This window comes from Amycolatopsis sp. CFH S0740 (assembly GCF_004522315.1).
GTDB lineage: Bacteria > Actinomycetota > Actinomycetes > Mycobacteriales > Pseudonocardiaceae > Amycolatopsis > Amycolatopsis nivea.
On record NZ_SDLS01000002.1, the window covers coordinates 410,157 to 429,107 of the forward strand.

Annotated in this window: 20 protein-coding genes; 8 read left to right on the forward strand and 12 right to left on the reverse strand. The window is 68.8% G+C overall.

The annotated features are described in order from the left end of the window. Nucleotides 1-30 precede the first annotated feature (30 nt). A complete protein-coding gene (locus tag EIZ45_RS05240; RefSeq protein WP_134662057.1) occupies nt 31-1,071 on the reverse strand; it encodes an aspartate-semialdehyde dehydrogenase in 1,041 nt (346 codons plus the stop codon). After that, nucleotides 1,071-2,336, reverse strand: a complete 1,266-nt coding sequence (locus EIZ45_RS05245) for an aspartate kinase (RefSeq protein ID WP_037808437.1) — start codon at nt 2,334-2,336, stop codon at nt 1,071-1,073. Before EIZ45_RS05245 ends, EIZ45_RS05240 begins: the two co-directional genes overlap by 1 nt. A 236-nt stretch (nt 2,337-2,572) precedes the next feature. On the opposite strand from EIZ45_RS05245, the gene EIZ45_RS05250 reads away from it, so the two are divergent. Further along, nucleotides 2,573-3,163: a nitroreductase family protein gene (locus EIZ45_RS05250; protein WP_134662058.1), complete on the forward strand. Its 591-nt coding sequence runs from the start codon at nt 2,573-2,575 to the stop codon at nt 3,161-3,163. A gap of 107 nt (nt 3,164-3,270) precedes the next feature. After that, on the forward strand, nt 3,271-3,930 hold the full coding sequence (locus tag EIZ45_RS05255; RefSeq protein WP_134662059.1) for a hypothetical protein: 660 nt from the start codon (nt 3,271-3,273) through the stop codon (nt 3,928-3,930). 125 nt (nt 3,931-4,055) lie between these two features. Here the strand turns inward: EIZ45_RS05255 and EIZ45_RS05260 are convergent, their stop codons facing one another. Further along, nucleotides 4,056-4,433, reverse strand: a complete 378-nt coding sequence (locus EIZ45_RS05260; RefSeq protein WP_037808446.1) for a hypothetical protein — start codon at nt 4,431-4,433, stop codon at nt 4,056-4,058. Nucleotides 4,434-4,677: 244 nt separating this feature from the next. Here EIZ45_RS05260 and leuA point away from each other — a divergent pair, with 244 nt between their 5' ends. Continuing rightward, nucleotides 4,678-6,462, forward strand: coding sequence for a 2-isopropylmalate synthase (leuA, locus tag EIZ45_RS05265; RefSeq protein WP_167756346.1), 1,785 nt, complete (start codon nt 4,678-4,680; stop codon nt 6,460-6,462). A gap of 117 nt (nt 6,463-6,579) precedes the next feature. Continuing rightward, nucleotides 6,580-7,548 (forward strand): YafY family protein, encoded by a 969-nt coding sequence (locus EIZ45_RS05275; RefSeq protein WP_134662060.1) that lies wholly within the window; start codon nt 6,580-6,582, stop codon nt 7,546-7,548. Between the two features lie 262 nt (nt 7,549-7,810). Here the strand turns inward: EIZ45_RS05275 and EIZ45_RS05280 are convergent, their stop codons facing one another. Beyond that, a complete protein-coding gene (locus EIZ45_RS05280; protein WP_037808454.1) occupies nt 7,811-8,728 on the reverse strand; it encodes an SDR family oxidoreductase in 918 nt (305 codons plus the stop codon). 155 nt (nt 8,729-8,883) lie between these two features. Between EIZ45_RS05280 and EIZ45_RS05285 the strand changes: the two genes are divergently transcribed. Beyond that, nucleotides 8,884-9,444 (forward strand): DedA family protein, encoded by a 561-nt coding sequence (locus tag EIZ45_RS05285; protein WP_134662061.1) that lies wholly within the window; start codon nt 8,884-8,886, stop codon nt 9,442-9,444. Here the strand turns inward: EIZ45_RS05285 and EIZ45_RS05290 are convergent. Beyond that, complete coding sequence (locus EIZ45_RS05290; RefSeq protein WP_134662062.1) at nt 9,401-10,510, reverse strand: serine hydrolase; 1,110 nt, start codon at nt 10,508-10,510, stop codon at nt 9,401-9,403. The two genes, EIZ45_RS05285 and EIZ45_RS05290, sit on opposite strands and share 44 nt — an antisense overlap. Before the next feature lie 64 nt (nt 10,511-10,574). On the opposite strand from EIZ45_RS05290, the gene EIZ45_RS05295 reads away from it, so the two are divergent. Continuing rightward, on the forward strand, nt 10,575-11,129 hold the full coding sequence (locus EIZ45_RS05295) for a TetR/AcrR family transcriptional regulator (protein ID WP_134662063.1): 555 nt from the start codon (nt 10,575-10,577) through the stop codon (nt 11,127-11,129). On the opposite strand, the gene EIZ45_RS05300 is transcribed toward EIZ45_RS05295, so the two are convergent. Beyond that, nucleotides 11,126-12,031, reverse strand: coding sequence for a LysR family transcriptional regulator (locus EIZ45_RS05300; protein ID WP_134662064.1), 906 nt, complete (start codon nt 12,029-12,031; stop codon nt 11,126-11,128). The genes EIZ45_RS05295 and EIZ45_RS05300 overlap by 4 nt on opposite strands. An 86-nt stretch (nt 12,032-12,117) precedes the next feature. Here EIZ45_RS05300 and EIZ45_RS05305 point away from each other — a divergent pair, with 86 nt between their 5' ends. After that, nucleotides 12,118-13,017: an EamA family transporter gene (locus EIZ45_RS05305; RefSeq protein WP_134662065.1), complete on the forward strand. Its 900-nt coding sequence runs from the start codon at nt 12,118-12,120 to the stop codon at nt 13,015-13,017. Nucleotides 13,018-13,020: 3 nt separating this feature from the next. Here EIZ45_RS05305 and EIZ45_RS05310 read toward each other — a convergent pair whose 3' ends face one another. The 4 genes from EIZ45_RS05310 to EIZ45_RS05325 all read right to left on the reverse strand — a co-directional run bounded on the left by EIZ45_RS05310 (nt 13,021) and on the right by EIZ45_RS05325 (nt 16,162). Further along, nucleotides 13,021-13,617: a hypothetical protein gene (locus EIZ45_RS05310; protein WP_240690557.1), complete on the reverse strand. Its 597-nt coding sequence runs from the start codon at nt 13,615-13,617 to the stop codon at nt 13,021-13,023. Between the two features lie 211 nt (nt 13,618-13,828). Continuing rightward, the gene (locus EIZ45_RS05315) at nt 13,829-14,485 is read right to left on the reverse strand and encodes a DedA family protein (RefSeq protein ID WP_037808466.1); all 657 of its coding nucleotides are present in this window, start codon (nt 14,483-14,485) and stop codon (nt 13,829-13,831) included. Between the two features lie 109 nt (nt 14,486-14,594). Then, nucleotides 14,595-15,791, reverse strand: a complete 1,197-nt coding sequence (locus tag EIZ45_RS05320; RefSeq protein ID WP_134662067.1) for an RNA polymerase sigma factor — start codon at nt 15,789-15,791, stop codon at nt 14,595-14,597. Further along, nucleotides 15,788-16,162, reverse strand: coding sequence for a YciI family protein (locus tag EIZ45_RS05325; protein WP_043834527.1), 375 nt, complete (start codon nt 16,160-16,162; stop codon nt 15,788-15,790). The genes EIZ45_RS05320 and EIZ45_RS05325 overlap by 4 nt, the downstream gene beginning before the upstream one ends. A gap of 102 nt (nt 16,163-16,264) precedes the next feature. Here EIZ45_RS05325 and EIZ45_RS05330 point away from each other — a divergent pair, with 102 nt between their 5' ends. Then, on the forward strand, nt 16,265-16,687 hold the full coding sequence (locus EIZ45_RS05330) for a nuclear transport factor 2 family protein (RefSeq protein ID WP_043834529.1): 423 nt from the start codon (nt 16,265-16,267) through the stop codon (nt 16,685-16,687). A gap of 157 nt (nt 16,688-16,844) precedes the next feature. Here EIZ45_RS05330 and EIZ45_RS05335 read toward each other — a convergent pair whose 3' ends face one another. Further along, entirely contained in the window at nt 16,845-17,957 is a 1,113-nt protein-coding gene (locus tag EIZ45_RS05335) for an ABC transporter ATP-binding protein (protein ID WP_043834533.1), read from the reverse strand. Next, on the reverse strand, nt 17,954-18,949 hold the full coding sequence (locus tag EIZ45_RS05340) for an ABC transporter ATP-binding protein (RefSeq protein WP_037808482.1): 996 nt from the start codon (nt 18,947-18,949) through the stop codon (nt 17,954-17,956). Before EIZ45_RS05340 ends, EIZ45_RS05335 begins: the two co-directional genes overlap by 4 nt. Nucleotides 18,950-18,951 lie beyond the last annotated feature (2 nt).

Sequence of the window (18,951 nt, forward strand, 5' to 3'; positions counted from 1 at the left end):
ACAAGGGGCCGGGCAGTTTCAGCGCGAAGCTCAGCGGTTCTGCGCCACCAGTTCGGCGATCTGCACGGTGTTCAGCGCCGCCCCCTTGCGGAGGTTGTCGGCGGAGACGAACAGCGCGAGGCCGCGGCCGTCCGGGACGCCCGGGTCGGTCCGGATGCGCCCGACCAGGCTCGGGTCGATTCCCGCGGCCTGCAGCGGCGTCGGCACGTCCGCCAACTGCACGCCCGGCGCGTTCGACAGCAGTTCGGTCGCCCGCTCGACCGACAGCGGCCGTTCGAATTCGACGTTGATCGACAGCGAGTGCCCGGTGAACACCGGCACCCGGACGCACGTGCCGGACACCAGCAGCTCCGGGATGCCCAGGATCTTCCGGCTTTCGTTGCGCAGCTTCTGTTCCTCGTCCGTCTCGAACGTGCCGTCGTCCACAATGGACCCGGCCATCGGCAGGACGTTGAACGCGATCGGCGCGACGTACTTGGCCGGGGCCGGGAATTCGACCGCCGAACCGTCGTGCGTGAGCGAGACCGCGCGCGAGGCGACAGCGTTCACCTGAGCGGCCAGTTCGTCGACGCCGGCCAGACCGCTGCCGGACACCGCCTGGTAGGTGCTCGCGATGATCCGCACCAGACCAGCTTCGTCGTGCAGCGGCTTGAGGACCGGCATCGCGGCCATGGTGGTGCAGTTGGGGTTCGCGATGATCCCCTTCCGCACGTCCTTGATCGCCTCCGGGTTGACCTCGCTGACGATCAGCGGCACGTCCGGGTCGCGCCGGAACGCCGACGAGTTGTCGACCACGATCGCGCCCGCCTCGGCGAACCGCGGCGCCTGCTCGCGCGACGTCGCGCCGCCCGCGGAGAACAACGCGATGTCCAAACCGGACAGATCAGCGGTCGCCGTGTCCTCGACGGTGATTTCCTCGTCGCGCCACGGCAGCGTGCGTCCCGCCGAGCGGGCCGAGGCGAAGTACCGGATTTGCTCGACCGGGAAATTCCGCTCGTCGAGCAGCTTGCGCATCACAGCGCCGACCTGGCCGGTAGCCCCGACCACCCCGACGCGAAGACCCTGCGCCATCAGCGACCACTCCCCGCGTAGACGACGGCTTCCTCGTCGCCGCCCAGTTCGAACGCCTCGTGGATCGCGCGCACGGCCTCGTCCAGCTGCGCGTCGCGGATCAGCACCGAAATGCGGATCTCCGAGGTGTTGATGATTTCGATGTTCACGCCCGCGTTGGCCAGCGCCTCGCAGAACGTCGCGGTGACGCCCGGGTGCGAACGCATCCCGGCGCCGACGAGCGACACCTTGCCGACGTGGTCGTCGTACAGCACGGACTCGAATCCGATCTCCGCCTTGATCTTCTCGAGTTCCTTGACCGCCTTGGCCCCGTTGGCCTTCGACAGCGTGAAGGTGATGTCGGTGCGGCCGGAGGACGTGCTGGACACGTTCTGCAGCACCATGTCGATGTCGATCTCGGCGTCGGCGACCACCCGGAAGATCTTGCCCGCGGCGCCGGCGTGGTCCGGCACGCCGGTCACGGTGATCTTCGCTTCCGAGCGGTCGTGTGCCACACCGGTGATCAGCGCTTGTTCCACGGGGATCTCCTCGATCGATCCGGCCACCGTGGTGCCCGGCTTGTCGCTGTAAGAAGAACGGACTCGGATCGGCACGCCGTAACGGCGCGCGTACTCGACCGAACGCAGGTGCAGGATCTTCGATCCGCTCGCCGCGAGCTCCAGCATCTCCTCGTACGGGATGGTGTCGAGCTTTTTGGCGTCCGGCACGATCCGAGGGTCAGCCGAATACACACCGTCCACATCGGAATAGATCTCGCAGACGTCCGCGTTCAGCGCGGCGGCGAGCGCCACCGCGGTGGTGTCGGAACCGCCGCGGCCGAGCGTCGTGATGTCCTTGGTGTCCTGTGCCACGCCTTGGAAACCGGCCACCAGCGCGACGTAACCCTGCTCGAGCGCCTCGGTGACGCGGCTCGGAGTGACGTCGATGATGCGCGCGTTGCCGTGCACCGAGGTGGTGACCACGCCCGCTTGGGAACCGGTGAACGACCAGGCTTGCGCGCCCTGCGCGGAAATGGCCATCGCGACCAGCGAATTCGAGATGCGCTCACCGGCGGTGAGCAGCATGTCCATTTCCCGCTCCGGCGGAGCCGGGTTCACTTGCTGCGCCAGATCGAGCAGCTCATCAGTGGTGTCGCCCATCGCCGAGCACACGACGACCACGTCGTTGCCCGCCTTCTTGGTCGCGACGATCCGTTCTGCCACGCGCTTGATCCGGTCGGCACTTTCCAGCGACGATCCGCCGTACTTCTGGACCACGAGGGCCACGCCCGAACCTCCTTGACGGGCCGGGGCGTACTCCTTGGAGGGCACCGAGGAGCGCCCACGGCCCTTCATTTGGAGAAGAGCCTACCGGCGCGAACGGCGCTCGCCACCCCATCGAGTGGTCCGCCACGGCCCGTCAGGAGGGTTTGGAAGTAAATTTTCCTTAACGCCAGGGGAAAGCTCGAAGCCCTTCCTCCGGAGTGACGGAGAGCACTCCCCGGCCGTACTACCTTCGCCGCATGCGCAAACCAGCCGAGACGAGCGTCCCCGTCGCGCCGGCCATCGCCGAGCGGTGGAGCCCGCGGGCCTACGACGAGACCGCCGAAATCACCGGCTCCCAGCTGACCGCATTGCTCGAAGCCGCCAGGTGGGCGCCGTCTTTCGGCAACACCCAGCCGGCGCGCTACCTCGTCGGCCGCCGGGGCGATCCGGTGTTCCCCCGCATCCTCGCGACGCTCAATTCCGGGAACCAGGCGTGGGCGTTCCGGGCGAGCGCGTTGCTGATCGGCGTGACGGTCACCACGAATGAGAAGGGCGAAGTGCCCTACGCCGACTACGGACTGGGTTTGGCGACCGAGAACCTCGTCCTCCAGGCGGTCGAACTCGGCTTGATCGCCCACCAGATGGCGGGCTTCTCGGCGGACGCGGTCCGCGCGGAGTTCGGCCTCCCGGACGCGGCGGTGGCCCGGGTCGCGATCGCCGTCGGATCCCCCGCCGACCCGTCCGTACTCGACGAGCCGCGCCGCGTCGAACGCGAACTCGCCCCTCGGCGACGGCTGCCGCTCGCGGAGTTCGCCTTCGGTGATCGATGGGGGTATCCGGCACTGTGACCGTTTCGTGAGCAATCCGGGGAACCGGAGTCCCGCCGTTGAGGTCAGATGGACACCAAACCGGTCAGGCCGCTGATTCGGTGAGATTCTTCTCAAGGAGTGACGAAATGCGTACAGCGATGCCGGTTGCACTGGCGGTTTCCGCGACGGCGATGGCGTTCGCGCTGTCCGGGTGCTCCTCCGAGGACACCCCCGCCCCGCCGATCGCCACTCCGCCCGCTTCGTCCTCCGCGGCCGCACCGTCCTCCTCGGCCGCCGCTCCCGCCGGTGACTCCGCCTCCGCCGACTACACCAAGCAGGGCACGAAGCTGAAGATCGGCGAGAAGGCCGTGGTGCCGTTCAAGTCGCAGAAGATCACCGGCGCGATCGGCGTGACGGTGACCGGCATCGACAAGGGCGTGGAGGCCGACCTGGCCCCGCTGAAGCTCGGCGACCGAGCCAAGGGGATGACGCCGTACTACATCCAGGTCAAGGTCACGAACGAGACCGGCTCGGACTTCTCGTACAGCTCGCTGGGCCTGATGAACGGCCTGCTCGCGGACGGCACCGACGGCCCGCACGTGACGGTGATCGGCAAGTTCGAGAAGTGCGACCGCGGCAACTCCGGCAAGGCGTTCACCACGAAGGGCGCTTCGTACGACAGCTGCGTACTGGCACTGGCCCCCGCTGGCGCGGAGGTCAAGGGGGCTAGCTACAGCGCGAGCACGTACCGGGACCTGGCGCCGAACACTGACTACGGCAAGGACGCCGTGACCTGGCAGTCCTGAACCAGAGGCGGGGCGACTCGACCGCCAGGCAGCTGGTCAACGGGCGAATTCAAGGAAGCAGCTGCTTCCTTGAATTCGCTCGCCCCGCAGTTCAAGAACCGTGAAATGTCGCGGGCAGCAGCCAGTCAGGCGCCCGCGCCCCCGACGCGCCGGATGATCTTCGCCAGGATTCCCGACACGATCAGCCAGAACACCGCCGCGATGCCGTAGTTCACCAGAACGCGCAGTTTCGCGTCGCTCGGCGTGAACAGGTCCTTGAAGCCGAGTGACAGTCCGTCGGCCCAGCCGCGGACGAACGAGACGATGCCGTTGCCCTGGTTTGCCTCGCCGATGACGAAAATCACGTGCAGCACCAAGACCGCGGCGAACAGCAGTCCGACCCAGCGCACCAGCGACGCGAGGAAGGACACCCCGCGCTCACGAGTGCGCCGCCAGTCCACCGGGGTGCGCTGGGGTCGCGCCTTCGCCTCGGTTTCCTGCGCTTCTTCCGCGTGCTCGCCCATGCCGGGCAGTCTGGCACGTCGTTTCGCGGCCCGCTACCCGCTAGTAACAGGTATCAGCCACCCGACGTAACAGTTCGATCGCGACGGGCGGCTTTCCTTTCGCGGCGTCGGGTGGTTACAGTGACCCCGTGGCGCGTGAACTCCTGCTTCGCTGCCGCGACGGGGCCTGATCTGACCGGCTCCTCGTCGCGGGGCTTTGTGGTGCCGGTCGTCCGCACCGATCCCTTCAGGAGAATTTCCCGCGATGAGCACCGACCCCCGCACCACTAACTCCCGTCTGCGCACGCCCTCTCGTCCCGCGCCCGCCGGACAGCCTTCGTGGAACCCGCAGCGCGGCACGTCCATGCCGGTCCACCGTTACCGCCCCTGGTACGACGTCGTCGAGAACATCGACGTACCCGACCGCACCTGGCCGGACAAGCGCATCGACCGCGCGCCGCTGTGGTGTGCCGTCGACCTGCGCGACGGCAACCAGGCGCTGATCGACCCGATGTCGCCCGCGCGCAAGCGCAAGTTCTTCGACCTGCTGGTCCGCATGGGCTACAAGGAGATCGAGGTCGGCTTCCCGGCCGCGTCGCAGACCGACTTCGACTTCGTCCGCGAGATCATCGAAGAGGGCGCGATCCCGGACGACGTGCACATCCAGGTGCTGACCCAGTGCCGCCCCGAGCTGATCGAGCGCACCTTTCAGGCGCTCGAGGGCGCGCCGCGGGCGATCGTCCACATTTACAATTCGACGTCGATCCTGCAGCGCCGCGTGGTGTTCCGCGAGGAGCGCGAGGGCATCAAGAAGATCGCGACGCAGGCCGCCGAAATGGTCGTCGAGCTGGCCGCGAAGCAGCCGGACACCGATTTCCGCTTCCAGTACTCGCCCGAGTCCTACACCGGCACCGAGCTGTCCTACGCGCTCGAGGTGTGCAACGCGGTCACCGAGATCTGGCAGCCGACGCCGGAGAAGCCGGTGATCCTGAACCTGCCGGCGACCGTCGAGATGGCGACGCCGAACGTCTACGCCGACTCGATCGAGTGGATGAGCCGCAACCTGGAACGCCGCGATTCGGTGATCCTGTCCCTGCACCCGCACAACGACCGCGGCACCGGCATCGCCGCCGCCGAACTGGGCTACCAAGCAGGCGCGGACCGAATCGAGGGCTGCCTGTTCGGCAACGGCGAGCGCACCGGCAACGTCGACCTGGTCGCGCTGGGCATGAACCTCTACAGCCAGGGCATCGACCCGCAGATCGACTTCTCCGACATGGACGAGATCAAGCGGACCGTCGAGTACTGCAACCAGCTGCCGGTCCCGGAACGCTCCCCGTGGGGCGGCGACCTGGTGTTCACCGCCTTCTCCGGCAGCCACCAGGACGCGATCAACAAGGGCCTCGACGCGATGAAGGACGCCGCCGACAAGTTGGGCGTCCCGGTCGACGAGCACCCGTGGGAGGTCCCGTACCTGCCGATCGACCCGAAGGACGTCGGCCGCACCTACGAGGCCGTGATCCGGGTGAACTCGCAGTCCGGCAAGGGCGGCGTCGCCTACATCATGAAGGCCGAGCACCAGCTGGACCTGCCGCGCCGGCTGCAGATGGAGTTCTCGAAGGTCATCCAGGCCTACACCGACACCGAGGGCGGCGAGGTCGACCCGGCCACCATGTGGCGCGCGTTCTCGGCCGAGTACCTGGAGTCGAAGACCCCGCTGGAACTGATCAAGCAGCGGGTCACCGACAACGGCGGCGGCGAGTACGACCTCGAGGCCACGGTGAAGGTCGAGGGCGACGAGCACGAGATCACCGGCCGCGGCAACGGGCCGATCGCCGCGTTCTTCGACGCACTGTCCACTGTGGGCTACGACCTGCGGCTCCTGGACTACAGCGAGCACACGCTGAGCCCTGGCGACGACTCGCGCGCCGCGTCCTACATCGAATGCGCGATCTCCGACCGCGTGTTCTGGGGCATCGGCGTCGACCCGTCGATCGTCACCGCGTCGCTGCGGGCCGTGGTCAGCGCGGTCAACCGGGCCAACCGCTGACCCGAGCCTGATCGCCCCAATGCCACATTGGGTGCGTCACATGCACCCAATGTGGCATTCGGTGCGTCACATGCACCCAATGCCGCATTGGGGCGGTTCTGGGCGAGGGAGACGAGGATGCGAGCCGAGCGCCTGGTCGCGCTTCTCTTCACGCTGCACCGCAAACGCGCGGGCACCGTCGGGGAGCTGGCCGGAGAGCTGGGCGTGACCGAGCGGACGCTGCGGCGGGATCTCGCCGCGTTGCGCGAAGCCGGCGTGCCGCTCTGGAGCGAACCAGGGCGCCGTGGCGGCATCCGGCTCGTCGACGGCTGGCGTTCGCGGCTCGACGGCCTCACCTCGCGGGAGGCCGTCGCGCTGCTGGCCCTCGACGTGCCGGACGCGCTGGCCGGGCTCGGTCTCGGCACCGCGGTGTCCGCGGCGCACGCGAAAGTGTCCGCGAGCATGCCGAAGCAGCTGCAGGAGCAGGCCCGGACGGTCGCCGGGCGGTTTCATCTCGACGCCTCGGCCTGGTTCACCTCGCCGGACGACACGGGCGCGCTGCCCGCGGTCGCGAAGGCGGTGTGGACGCAGCAGCGGCTCGACGTGCGGTACCAGCGGCGCGACAAGGTCACCCGGCGGACGCTCGATCCGCTGGGGCTCGTGCTCAAAGCCGGGGTTTGGTACCTGGTGGCGCGCGTCGACGCCAATCTGCGGACGTATCGCGTCTCCCGGTTGACGGCGGTCGCCGAAACCGGGGAAACCTTTGCCCGGCCGGAGGAATTCTCGCTCGCTGACTGGTGGCGCGCGTCGTCGGCGGAGTTCGAGAAGATGCCGCTGCCGTTGAAGGTGACGGCTCGGCTCGACCGGTCCGCGGCGGGGGCGTTGCGGCGGGTTTTCGGGCCCGAGCACGTGAACGAGGTGCTGGTGTCGCTCGGCCCGAAGGACGCCGACGGGTGGGCCGAGGCCGAGTTCGCCATGGAGGGCAAGGAAGTCGCCGTCGGACAGCTGGTTTCCCTCGGCCCCGGCGTCGAGGTGCTCACTCCGCCGGAGATCCGCGCCGCGGTCGCGGAATTCGGTCAAGCGCTCGCCGACCGCAACCGTCCGTGAAGGGCCCCTTGAGGAATCTGATTCCCCATGCCAGGAACTTGAGCCGCGTCGCCCCGCTGCCCGGCGCACCGGACGCGCCGGGCAAGGCGAACGTACGTGAGGGCCACCCTGAGGGAATCAGATTCCCTCAGGGTTCCCCTCACGTACCTTCACCGGGGTCACGCGGCCCGGGCGGCCACGGCTCAACCGCACCCGCAACCTCGCCTTAAGTTCCTGGCATTGAATTTGATTCCCCCAAGGAGTCCTTCACGGACAGTCGGCATCAGCGGTAGCCGCTGGCGTCGGCGGGCTTTCCGGGTTCCTGGACCTCCTCGATGTACCGCCACGCGTCCGGACGGCTGCCGTCCACGTCGTCGATCTCGTAGACCTTCGCCAGTTGACCGCTGGAAACGGTCTGGCCGGTCCACCGGTGCCGGTCCGCGTCGGCGGCGAGCGCGACGACCGTGCGGCCGGAGAAGGTCGGCGATTCCGAGATCACGAAGTGCGGCTCCCGGACGGTCGCGTCGCGCCAGTTTTCCTCGGTGACCTCGAAAATCTCCAGCATCGCCTCCGAACGCAGCCAACCCGGCGTGAACGCGATCGCGGTGCACTCGTGCTTTTTGAGTTCGGCCGCCTCGCCGACCGCCAGGACGTTGATCGCCGCCTTGGCCAGGTAGTACGGCAGCGACGTGCCCTCGCGGTACTTCTGGTTGTACTCGGCGGTGCCGTCGGTCAGTTCGATCACCAGCCCGCCCGGACGCCGGATGACCAGCGGAAACAGATGGTGGCTGGTGATCAGGTGGGCATCGAGGGACAGCCGCATCATCCGCAGGCTCGCGTCCAGCGAGTGCTCCCAGACCGGTTTGCCCCACTCCAGGTAACGGTCGCCGCCCCAGATCCCGTCGACCAGGATGTCGAGGCCGCCGTGCTCGGCGTCGATCCGCTTGGCGAGCGCGGCGACCTCGTCGCTCACCAGGTGGTCGACCCGCAGCGCGGTTCCCTTGCCGCCCGCGGCTTCGATCCGCTCCAGAGTGTCCTCAATGGTCTCCGGACGGTCCACTTCGGACCGCCCGGCCCGCGTCGTACGACCGGTGACGTACACGTGCGCCCCGGCCCGGCCCAGCTCGACCGCGATCGCCCGGCTCGCCCCGCGCGTGCCGCCCGCCACGAGCGCGACCTTGCCCGCCAGTTCCCCGCTCATTTCGTTCGTCCTCTTCTCTCTCGGTGAACCACCAGCGTGCGCGTGAACCCTGACATCCTCTGTCCGGGTTCCGGAAATCTGTGTCCTGGCTGTGCCTTGCTGTGAAGAGCCGGTGATTGGGACTCATCTGGGCTCTCGACGCGGTTAATGGAGATATGGACGCTACGACGGCTGGGCTGGTGGTGCTGTTCGTCGTCTCGCTGGTGCCGGTGTTGCCCACCGAGGTGACGCTGCTCGGCATGGGCGTGGCCGCCGCGCAGCACGGGACCTCGCTGGCCGTCGTGATCGCGGTCGCCAGCTTCGGCTGCCTGCTGTCCGACCAGGCGTTGTACGCACTCGGGCGCTTCGGCGGGGCTCGCGTGCTGGCCCGGCTGGGCCGTCAGCGCAAACTGGCCGCCGGGCTGACCTGGCTCGACGGACGCTTGCAACGGCATCCGCGGCCGGTCCTGGTGGTCGCGCGATGGCTGCCTTCCGGCGGCACGATCGGCGCACTGCTGGCCGGCTCGTTGCGATGGCGGTTCACCGAGTTCCTGACCGCGTCCGCGGTCGGCGTGCTGCTGTGGACGTCGTACGTCGCGTTCCTCGGCTACGCCGGCGGGCAACTGGTCGCCGAGCCAGGGTTGAGCCTCGCGCTGTCGCTGACCATCGCGGTGCTGCTGGGCTCGGCGATCACTATCGGGATTCGACGGCACGCAGCGCCGAGTACAGCGCCTTGATCAGCGGTTCGTTCTCCGGCGCGGCCGCGGCGGGGAACGGGATCCGGCGGCGGGTGTAGCCGTACGCGACGCCGTTGCGCGGGTCGGCGAACGCCTGCTGGCCGCCCGCGCCGCTGTGTCCGAAGCTGCCCTGGCCCAGCTCGGGGTAGTACTCGCTGGTGGCGTGGAATCCGATGCCGAACGCCTTGCGCTGATGCAACACCACGTCGTCGCCGGTGGACTGGATCTGCGCGAACTCGGCAGCGGTTTCCGGCTTCAGCAGCGGCGGTTCTCCGCCCAGCGGACTGATCGCGGCGGCGTACATCCGGGCCAACCCGCGGGCCGAGGCGACGCCGCCGAACGAGGCCGGGCCGAGTCGCCGGACCTCCGGGAGATTCGGCAGTTCCCAGACCTCCGGGCCGTCCGGATGATGCCGGTTGAACGCGATCCCGTTCAGGCTGTTCGCGGCGGGCGGGGCGATCTGCCGCTCGGGGGTCAGGATCATCGGCTCCGCACTGGCGAATCGCGGCTCCAGTTCGGCGGGGAGGCCGAGGTAGAAGTCCACTGCGTACGGATCGCGGACCCGTTCGGCGAAGTGTTCCTGAATGGTGCGGCCGGTCGCCCGCAGCACGACCTCGCCGCTGAGCGCGCCGATGACCAGCGCGTGGTAGCCGAACGCGGTTCCCGGTCGCCAGAACGGCCGCTGGCGAGCCAGACGTTCCGCGACGATCCGGTCGTCGGCGAGTTCCGCGCGGGAGAATCCTTCGTCGGCGCCGACCAGTCCGGCTCGGTGCGCCAGGAGGTCCCTGAGCGTGACGTCGGCCGAGAACTCCGGCCAGTAGTGGCGCACCCGCTGGTCAAGGTCCAGCACCCCGTCCTGGACCAGCAGCGCGACAACCAGATGCGCCGCGCCTTTCGTCGCGGAGTAGGCGCCGAGCAGGCAGTCGCCGTCGACGCCGGTCCACAAGTCGACTACTCGCTCGCCGCGGTGGTACGCCACCAGCTGGGCAGCTCCGTCGGCGACCGCCGCGAACGTGTCCCGCACCTGTTCGAAACCGGGCCGCACGGTGCCCTCGATGTTTTCCATGCCACGACCGTACTCCTGTTTGTAACCATTGGTCACTAACTCTGTCTCGGTAGAGTCCACAGCTATGACCCGACCGCGGCCCGGCCGCCCCGCGCAGCTCGATCGTGAGCGGATCGTCGACGCGGCGTTGTCCGCGGGAAACCTCGACACCTTGACCATGCGCGAGCTGGCGACGCGGCTGGGCGTGACGCATGGCGCGCTCTACCGCTGGGTCGCCAACCGGGACGCGCTGTTCGATCTGATCAGCGAGGTGGTGCTGGAGCGGGTGCTTCCGGAGGAAGGCCCGCCACGCCGGTCTTGGCGGCCGTGGCTCGCCCAGGTCGCGTGGGCGATGCACGACCAGTTCCTCGCGGTGCCCGGGTACGCGACCCGGTTGTCCCGGCCGCACCGGCACAACGCGGATTCGTTCGGCAGGCTGCGCTCGCAGGTGGTCGCCGCGTTCACCAACGCCGGGGTGTCGCCGGAACTGGCCGAGCAGAGCTGGTACATCTTCATCACGTGCACGGTCAGCTGGCTCGCGGTGCGGGAAAACCCACTCGATCTCGGGCCGGACGCACCGCGGTTTGAGCTGTTTCTCGACACTTTGCTGCGCGGGCTTCCCGCCCGGGAGCCCGGTTAGGTCGTCAACGCGGCCACCTCGGCACGCAACTCGTCGATCACGGTCGCGACCGCCGGACGATTCACCGCACCAGTACGGCACACCACTTCCACCAACCGCGCCGCCCGGATTCCCGCCAGGGGACGGCCCACCAATCCACTGCCCCGCCGAGTGTCCATTGTGTACCGCGGCATCAACGCGATCCCGTGCCCGGACGCGACAAGCCGTTCGGTGATGCGGAAATCGTTGATGCGCTGGACGATCTGCGGCCGCACGCCGGTGCGCACGGTCAGCGAGCGCAGGACGTCGTCGACCGGGAAGCCGTGGTCCACCGAGATCCAGCGTTCGTCGGCGAGATCGGCGAGTTCGACCCGACGGCGGCGGGCGAGCCGGTGATCGGCGGGCAGTGCGACGTCCAGCGGTTCGCGCAGCAGCGGGACGACGTCGAGGCGTTCGGTGTCGAATTCGGGCGCGTGCTCGTCGCGGTGGGCGACGACGACGTCGTAGTCGGCGACCAGGCCCGGGACCTGCGGCGGGACCATGTCGACGTCGCGGACGTCGACGTCGAGGTTTTCGTACTGGTCGATGCGGCGCAGCAGGCCGGGCAGGAGCATCAGGCCAGCGGACTGAAAGATCGCGATCCGCACCCGACCGCGCGGGGCGCTGCGGTAGGTGGCCAGTTCCGCTTCGGCCCGGTCCAGCGCGGCCAGCACGTCGTCGGCGCGGGCGACCAGCGCGCGGCCCGCGTCGGTGAGCCGCAGCCCGCGGCCGGCCGGTTCGGTGAGCGCGATGCCGACCTCCGCCTGCAACGCGCGCAACTGCTGCGATATCGCCGACGGCGTGCAGTGCAACGCCCGAGCGGCGGCGGTGACACTGCCCCGATCAGCGAATTCGCGCAGCGTCCGGAGCCTGCCCAAGTCCATCCGCGCAGTGTATGTGAAGCACCGCTACACAGTCGGTGCAGTTTTTCTCGCTGGTGCTTCAAGGTTTGCCTAGGCAGAGTGGCGGCATGGCCATCCGGGACCGTCTGCTCGCTGTATTCGTCGCCGTCTTGTGGGGTCTGAATTTCATTGCGATCCACGCCACACTCGACCAATTCCCGCCGATGTTCGCGGGCGCGCTGCGGTTTCTGCTGATCGCGATTCCGACGATTTTCCTGGTGCCGCGGCCGCGCGTGAAGCTGCGCTATCTCCTTGGTTACGGGCTCGGGTTCGGCACCGGACAGTTCGCGTTCCTGTTCGTCGCGATGCACCTGGGCATGCCGACAGGGCTCGCGTCGCTGGTGCTGCAGGCGTCCGCGCCGTTCACCGTGCTGCTGGGCGCGGTGCTGCTGCGGGAACGCGTCTCCGGGCGGCAGCTGGCCGGGATCCTGCTCGCGGTGGCGGGCATGACCGCGATCTCCTGGCAGCAGTCCGCCCACGCCGCGCTGGTGCCGGTGCTGTTGACCTTGCTGGCCGCGCTGAGCTGGGCGATCGGCAACCTGAGCATGCGCCGCGCGGAGCCGGACAACCCGCTGCACCTGACGCTGTGGATGTCGGTGGTGCCGCCGCTGCCGATGCTGGCGCTGTCGAGCATCTTCGAGGGCCCCGGCGCGGCGTGGCACTCACTGGCGACGCTCGGCAGCAAGACCGGCCTGATCGGCATCGCGGGCCTGGCGTACGTGGTGATCTTCGGGACGGTCGTGGGCTCCGGCATCTGGACCACGCTGATGCGCCGCAACCCGGCGGGCGTGGTCGCGCCGTTCTCGCTGCTCGTGCCGGTGGTCGGGTTGACGGCGTCGTTCTTCATCCTCGGCGAGGTGCCGACAGTACTGACTCTGATCGCCGCGGCGGTGGTGATCGGCGGGGTTCTGCTGGGCTCGCTGCGGAAGAAGCCTGCGGTTACGCCGGAGGAACTGCTGCCGGTGTGAGGGTCACCGGCTGGGACGCTGCCGCAGCAGTTCGGGCACCCGGTCGTACGCCTTCAGCTCGCCGGCCAGCTCCGGGACCAGATAGCCGAGCACCCGCAGGATCGTCTCGTGGTCCTTCCACAGATGCCGGTGATGAATCGGCTCGTGATGCATGATCCGGTTGCGGAACAGCAGAACGGTGCGCAAATCCGTGTGCAGATCACGCCGTTTGCCGCGGTAGAAGGCGAACGTGCGGTGCAGGTGCGGGACCCACAGCGTCCGGTCGTAGGCACTGCTGAGCGTGGACACCCAGAACCCGAGCGACAGGTTGGCCACGAGGTCATCGGGCGTCTGCGGCCGTCCGCGCACGGTCAGCTTGCGCCGGGCCTCTGCCAGCTTGCCGACGCCGTCGGGGCGCAGCGGGGCTACCCGCCACCAGTCTTCCCGGTCGAACGCCGTCGCCAGCGTGCGGTGCAGGCCGTTCCGCAGCGCGAGCTCCAGGCAATGCAGCGACGGGTAGAACGCCGCGGAAACCTCGACGTTCCACCAGTACAACGCACAAGCCCGAGCGAGATCGCCTTCCGCCTTCGCGAGATACGGCGCGAACCTCGGGGTCGACAAACCTTCCCTGATCCACCCCGGCTCCCCCGGCATCAGCTGCCCCTCCCCGTTTCTTGCCCCTCTCGGGCGGAGGGGATGTGCTAGTATGGCGCAGTACGCCCCGGGTCGCCTCTGCTTTCGCATGCCGCTCGGGGCATCGCTTATTTCCGGGCCAGGGAACAGAAAACCCCGGCACGTCCGAAGACCTGCCGGGGGAATCCCGTCAGCCGGTTCAGGCGACCGCGTCGTTCTTCTCCTCCGACGACGCGGACGAGGCCGATCCCGCCGCGTGGCGGGCCATGCGCTTCTTCAGCACCAGCGTCACCACGACGCCGATCACCAGCGCCGCGCCGAGGCCTGCCCACTGGAAGCCCTTCAGCCACTTGTCGGCGACCACGCCGAGGTAGTAGATGAGCGCCGTCGTCCCGCCCGCCCAGACGATGCCGCCCAGTGCGTTCGCGATCAGGAAGCGCGGGTAGTGCATGTTCAGCGACCCGGCGAGCGGGCCGGCCAGGATGCGCAGCACCGCGACGAACCGGCCGAAGAACACGGCCCACATGCCGCGTTTGTGGAACATCTTTTCGGCGCTCGCGATGTGGTCGGGGCCGAAATGTTTCGGGAACTTCCGGCCGGCCCAGGCGAAGAGCCGTTTGCCGCCCTTCTTGCCGATCAGGTACCCGATGCTGTCGCCGATGATCGCGCCCGCCGACGCCAGCACGCCGATCCACAGCGGGTTCAGCCCGCTGTGCGACGACGCCAGCAGCGCCGCGCTCACCAGCACGATCTCCCCCGGCAGCGGGATGCCCAGGCTTTCGACCATCACCACCAAGCCCACCAACAGGTAGACCGACAGCGGAGGGATCGCCTCCAGCACGTGGTCGATGTTCACTGCCAACCCCCTTGTGATTCGTGCCTGGTCTCCGCAGAGTACCCAGCTGACGAGCGTTCTCGCGTCCGCCTGGAGTCGGGGGTGGGGTCCGTCTTCAGGCAGGGGTTTTTCAGGGTTTTTCCGACATAACACGCAAAGCGCGCGATTCGAAGTACTCGCGTTCCGGCAGGCTCAAGGTGCGCTGGGCGGCCCGGAGGTAGCAGTCGCGGGCGCCTTGCGCGTCGCCGGACCGTTCGAGGAGATCGGCGCGGACCACGTCGGCGCGGTAGTGGTCCAGGTGCTCGGACGCGTCCAGTTCGGCCAGCGCGACCGCCGGGCCTTCGACGCGGGCGAGCGCGACCAGGCGGTTGAGGGTGACCATCGGTCCAGGAGCGAGCTGCCGCAGGAGGTCGTACAACATCAGGATCTGCGGCCAGTCGGTGTCGTCGGCGGTCGGGGCTTCGTCGTGCACGGCGGCGACCGCGGCTTGCAGCTGGTACGGGCCGACGGGGGTGTTCGCCAGCGCGTGTTCGATGAGTGCGCTGCCTTCGGCGATCGCGGACGCGTCCCAGAGCGAACGGTCTTGTTCGGCCAGCGGCACGGGCACCCCGTCCGGGCCGGTGCGGGCGGGACGGCGGGCGTCGGTGAGCAGCATGAGGGCGAGCAGACCGGCGACCTCGCCGTCAGCAGGCAGCAGCGCGTGCAGTTGCCGGGCGAGCCGGATGGCCTCGGCGGTCAGTTCGACGCGGTTCACCTCGCTGCCGGAGCTGGCGGTGTGGCCCTCGGTGAACACCAGATACAGCACCTGCAGGACCGCGGCGACGCGTTCCGGCAGTTCGTCCCGGGGCGGCAAGGCGAAATCCGCGCCGCGCAGCTTCTGTTTCGCGCGGCTGATCCGCTGACCGATCGTCGGCTCCGGAACCAGGTACGCCCGCGCGATCTCGGCCGTGGTCAGGCCGCCGACGGCACGCAACGTGAGCGCCACCTGCGACGGGCGGGTCAACGCGGGATGGCAGCAGAGCAACAGCAGAGTGAGGGTGTCGTCTTGCTGCGGCACGAGTTCGAAGGACGGCGGTTCCAGCGCGGCCACCGTCTCCTCGCGACGGATCCGCGCGGCTTCGTTGCGCCACATCTCGATCCGCCGCCGCGAAGCGGTCGTGATGAGCCAGGCCTTCGGATTGTCCGGGACCCCGTCCTTCGGCCACTGCACGGCGGCGGCGAGCAGGGCCTCCTGCACGGCGTCCTCGCATTTGCCGAAATCGCCGTAGCGGCGCACGAGCGCGGTCAGGACCTGCGGGATGGTCTCGCGCAGGAGGCCGTCGATCACAGCTCGAAGTCCACGTCGCCGGTCAGCCCCATCACGGGCCGCACCTCGATCGTCGCGAACGGCGCCTCCGGGATCCGCGCGGCGATCTCCAGCGCACGGGCCTCCGAATCGCATTCGAGCAGGTAGAACCCGGCGAGCTGTTCCTTGATCTCGGCGAACGGGCCGTCGGTGGTGCTCACGCCGTCGGTGCTCACGCGGACCTGCTTCGTCAGCTCCGGCGCGGCCAGCCGCTCGGACACGATCCGCTCGCCTTCGAGCTCCTCATGGAACCGCTCGTAGGCCCGCAAGCCCTCGGCCTTCTGCTCGTCGCTCATCCCCGCCCAGGCCGCGCGCGACGCCGGGTTGCCGTAGATCAGGACCAGATACTTCATCGGGAGCCTCCTCGAAAAGTTTTTCCACCCCAGATGTCGAAGCCGGACCGGCGGCTTCGACGTCCCGGACGAACACCGAGTCCGGGAAAAGGAGACCACAGAATGTCCGAAAACGAGATCCGCGACCTGCTGGCCGAGCGCACCGCCGCGATGCACGCGAAGGACCCGAAGCGGGTCGTCGGGACCTACACCGAGAAGGCGGTGAAATTCGACCTCGCCCCGCCGCTGCGCACGACCGGCGCTTCCGCGGAGCACGTCGCGCAGTGGATGAGCACCTTCGACGGGCCGATTTCCTACACGTACCACGACGAGGAGATCACCGAGTCCGGCGATCTGGCGATGGTGGCGGCGCTGACGAAGCTGACCGCGACGCCGCAGGGCCACAACGAATCGTTCACGCTCTGGTTCCGCACCACGTTCGCCTTGCGACGCAACGGAAACGGCTGGCTGATCGCGCACGAGCACAACTCGACGCCGTTCCACATGGACGGTTCGTTCCGCGCGGCCGTCGACCTCCAGCCCTGAAAAACGCGGTGAAGGAGGGGACCAGGTCGCTGTGGCGCGAGCGCGCGGCCCGATGAAGTACGTGAGGGGAACCCTCAGGGAATCTGATTCCCTGAGGGTTCCCCTCACGTACGTTCGCCCGGCCCCCACCCCGTAAAGGTGGGCTTTCGTGGACGGGTCAGAGGATCTCGGCGGCCGAACCGACGTCCGGCGGGCCGAGGTCCGGGTTCAGTGCCCCGGCGTCGACCAGTTCCACCTCGACCTTGTGCGGCTGGATCCGCCCGTCGCGGATGTCCTCCGCGTAGTGGCAGGCCACCCGGTGTCCGGCGCCGATCTCGCGCAATTGCGGGCGATCGGTGTCGCACAGGCTTTCCTGCTTCCACGGGCACCGCGTGTGGAAGCGGCAGCCCGACGGCGGGTTGGCGGGCGACGGGAGGTCGCCGGCGAGCAGGATCTGTTCGCGGCTGTCCTCCACCACCGGGTCCGGCACCGGGATCGCCGAGAGCAGCGCCCGCGTGTACGGGTGCAGCGGGTTTTGGTACAGCTCCTCCGACGTCGTTTCCTCGACCAGCGCGCCGAGGTACATCACGCCGATCCGGTCGGAGATGTGCCGGACCACCGCGAGGTCGTGCGCGATCACCACGTAGGTGAGACCGAGCTCGTCCTGGAGGTCCTCCAGCAGGTTCACCACCTGCGCCTGCACCGAAACGTCCAGCGCGGACACCGGTTCGTCGGCGACGATCAGGTCCGGCTCCACCGACAGCGCCCGCGCGATGCCGATGCGCTGGCGCTGGCCGCCGGAGAACTCGTGCGGGTACTTCCGCAGCGAGGACTCCGGAAGGCCGACCGCGCTCAGCAGTTCGCGCAGCCGCTTCGCGGTCGACTCCTTGTCCTTGTCGAGACCGTGCGCGCGCATGCCCTCGACGAGGATCGATTCGACCGACTGGCGCGGGTCCAGGCTCGACATCGGGTCCTGGAACACCATCTGCATCCGCCGCCGCGCCTTGCGCAACTGCTCGCCCTTGAGCTGGGCGACGTCGGTGCCGTCGAACACGACCTTGCCGTCGGTCGGTTCGTTGAGCCGCAGGATCGCGCGGCCGAGCGTCGACTTGCCGCAGCCGGATTCGCCGACCAGGCCGTAGGTTTCGCCGCGGCGGATCGACAGGTCGACCCCGTCGACCGCGAACACGTGGCCCACCGTGCGGTCCACGACGATGCCGCGTTTGATCGGGAAGTGCACCTTGAGGCCGGTGACCTCGAGCAGCACCTCGTCGGTGTTCGCCACCGTCATCGGGTTCCTCCTCCTGCCGCCACGGCGGGTTGCACCGGGTTGTGGCAGCGCAGCAAGCCGTTCCGGTCGGGAACCAGCTCCGGCGAATTCTCCAGGCAGGCCTGGATCGCGTTCGGGCAGCGCGGCGCGAAGGCACAGCCGCCGTCCCACGGGATGTTGTCGGCCACCGAACCGCGGATCGGCACCAGCTTCTCGCCGCGGCCCTCGTCGAGCCGCGGGATCGAGGCCAGCAGACCGTGCGTGTACGGATGCCGCGGCTGCGCGAACAGCGAATGCCGCTCCTGGCGCTCCACGATCCGGCCGCCGTAGAGCACGTTGACCTCGTCGCAGAGCCCGGCGACGACGCCGAGGTCGTGCGTGATCATCACCAGCGCGGTCCCGGTGTCCTGCACCAGTTCCCGCAGCAGCGCGAGGATCTGCGCCTGGATCGTCACGTCGAGCGCGGTGGTCGGCTCGTCCGCGATGAGCAGCCGGGGACGGCACGCCAGCGCGATCGCGATCAGCGCGCGCTGGCGCATCCCGCCGGAAAGCTGGTGCGGGTACTCGGAAAGCCGGCGCGTCGGGTCGGGAATGCCGACCTTGTCGAGCAGTTCCGCCGCTTCGATCCGCGCCTTCTTGCGCGGCATGTCGCGGTGGCGCTCCAGCACCTCGGTGATCTGCAGCCCGATCGGGATGACCGGGTTCAGCGAGGACAGCGGGTCCTGGAACACCATGCCGAGATCGCGGCCGCGCCGGTCGCGCATTTCGCGGTCGGACAGGGTCAGCAGATCGGTGCCCTCGAAGCGCACCGAACCGCTGACGGTGTTGCCGCGCTTGGCGAGCAGCCGCATGATCGCGAGCGACGTCACCGACTTGCCGCAGCCGGACTCGCCGACCAGCCCGACCGTCTGGCCGGGTTCGACGTCGAAACTCACGCCGTCGACCGCGGTGAACGGACGCTCGCCGCGGCGCTGGAACACGACCTTCAGGTCGCGGACTTCGAGAAGTGCCACGG

What these genes read in the sequence shown, in the direction of transcription:
- EIZ45_RS05240 (WP_134662057.1), bottom strand. Translation starts at nt 1,071, where the DNA reads ATGGCGCAGGGTCTTCGCGTCGGGGTGGTCGGGGCTACCGGCCAGGTC.
- EIZ45_RS05250 (WP_134662058.1), top strand. Translation starts at nt 2,573, where the DNA reads ATGCGCAAACCAGCCGAGACGAGCGTCCCCGTCGCGCCGGCCATCGCC.
- EIZ45_RS05255 (WP_134662059.1), top strand. Translation starts at nt 3,271, where the DNA reads ATGCGTACAGCGATGCCGGTTGCACTGGCGGTTTCCGCGACGGCGATG.
- EIZ45_RS05260 (WP_037808446.1), bottom strand. Translation starts at nt 4,433, where the DNA reads ATGGGCGAGCACGCGGAAGAAGCGCAGGAAACCGAGGCGAAGGCGCGA.
- leuA (WP_167756346.1), top strand. Translation starts at nt 4,678, where the DNA reads ATGAGCACCGACCCCCGCACCACTAACTCCCGTCTGCGCACGCCCTCT.
- EIZ45_RS05275 (WP_134662060.1), top strand. Translation starts at nt 6,580, where the DNA reads ATGCGAGCCGAGCGCCTGGTCGCGCTTCTCTTCACGCTGCACCGCAAA.
- EIZ45_RS05280 (WP_037808454.1), bottom strand. Translation starts at nt 8,728, where the DNA reads ATGAGCGGGGAACTGGCGGGCAAGGTCGCGCTCGTGGCGGGCGGCACG.
- EIZ45_RS05285 (WP_134662061.1), top strand. Translation starts at nt 8,884, where the DNA reads ATGGACGCTACGACGGCTGGGCTGGTGGTGCTGTTCGTCGTCTCGCTG.
- EIZ45_RS05290 (WP_134662062.1), bottom strand. Translation starts at nt 10,510, where the DNA reads ATGGAAAACATCGAGGGCACCGTGCGGCCCGGTTTCGAACAGGTGCGG.
- EIZ45_RS05295 (WP_134662063.1), top strand. Translation starts at nt 10,575, where the DNA reads ATGACCCGACCGCGGCCCGGCCGCCCCGCGCAGCTCGATCGTGAGCGG.
- EIZ45_RS05300 (WP_134662064.1), bottom strand. Translation starts at nt 12,031, where the DNA reads ATGGACTTGGGCAGGCTCCGGACGCTGCGCGAATTCGCTGATCGGGGC.
- EIZ45_RS05305 (WP_134662065.1), top strand. Translation starts at nt 12,118, where the DNA reads ATGGCCATCCGGGACCGTCTGCTCGCTGTATTCGTCGCCGTCTTGTGG.
- EIZ45_RS05325 (WP_043834527.1), bottom strand. Translation starts at nt 16,162, where the DNA reads ATGAAGTATCTGGTCCTGATCTACGGCAACCCGGCGTCGCGCGCGGCC.
- EIZ45_RS05330 (WP_043834529.1), top strand. Translation starts at nt 16,265, where the DNA reads ATGTCCGAAAACGAGATCCGCGACCTGCTGGCCGAGCGCACCGCCGCG.
- EIZ45_RS05335 (WP_043834533.1), bottom strand. Translation starts at nt 17,957, where the DNA reads ATGACGGTGGCGAACACCGACGAGGTGCTGCTCGAGGTCACCGGCCTC.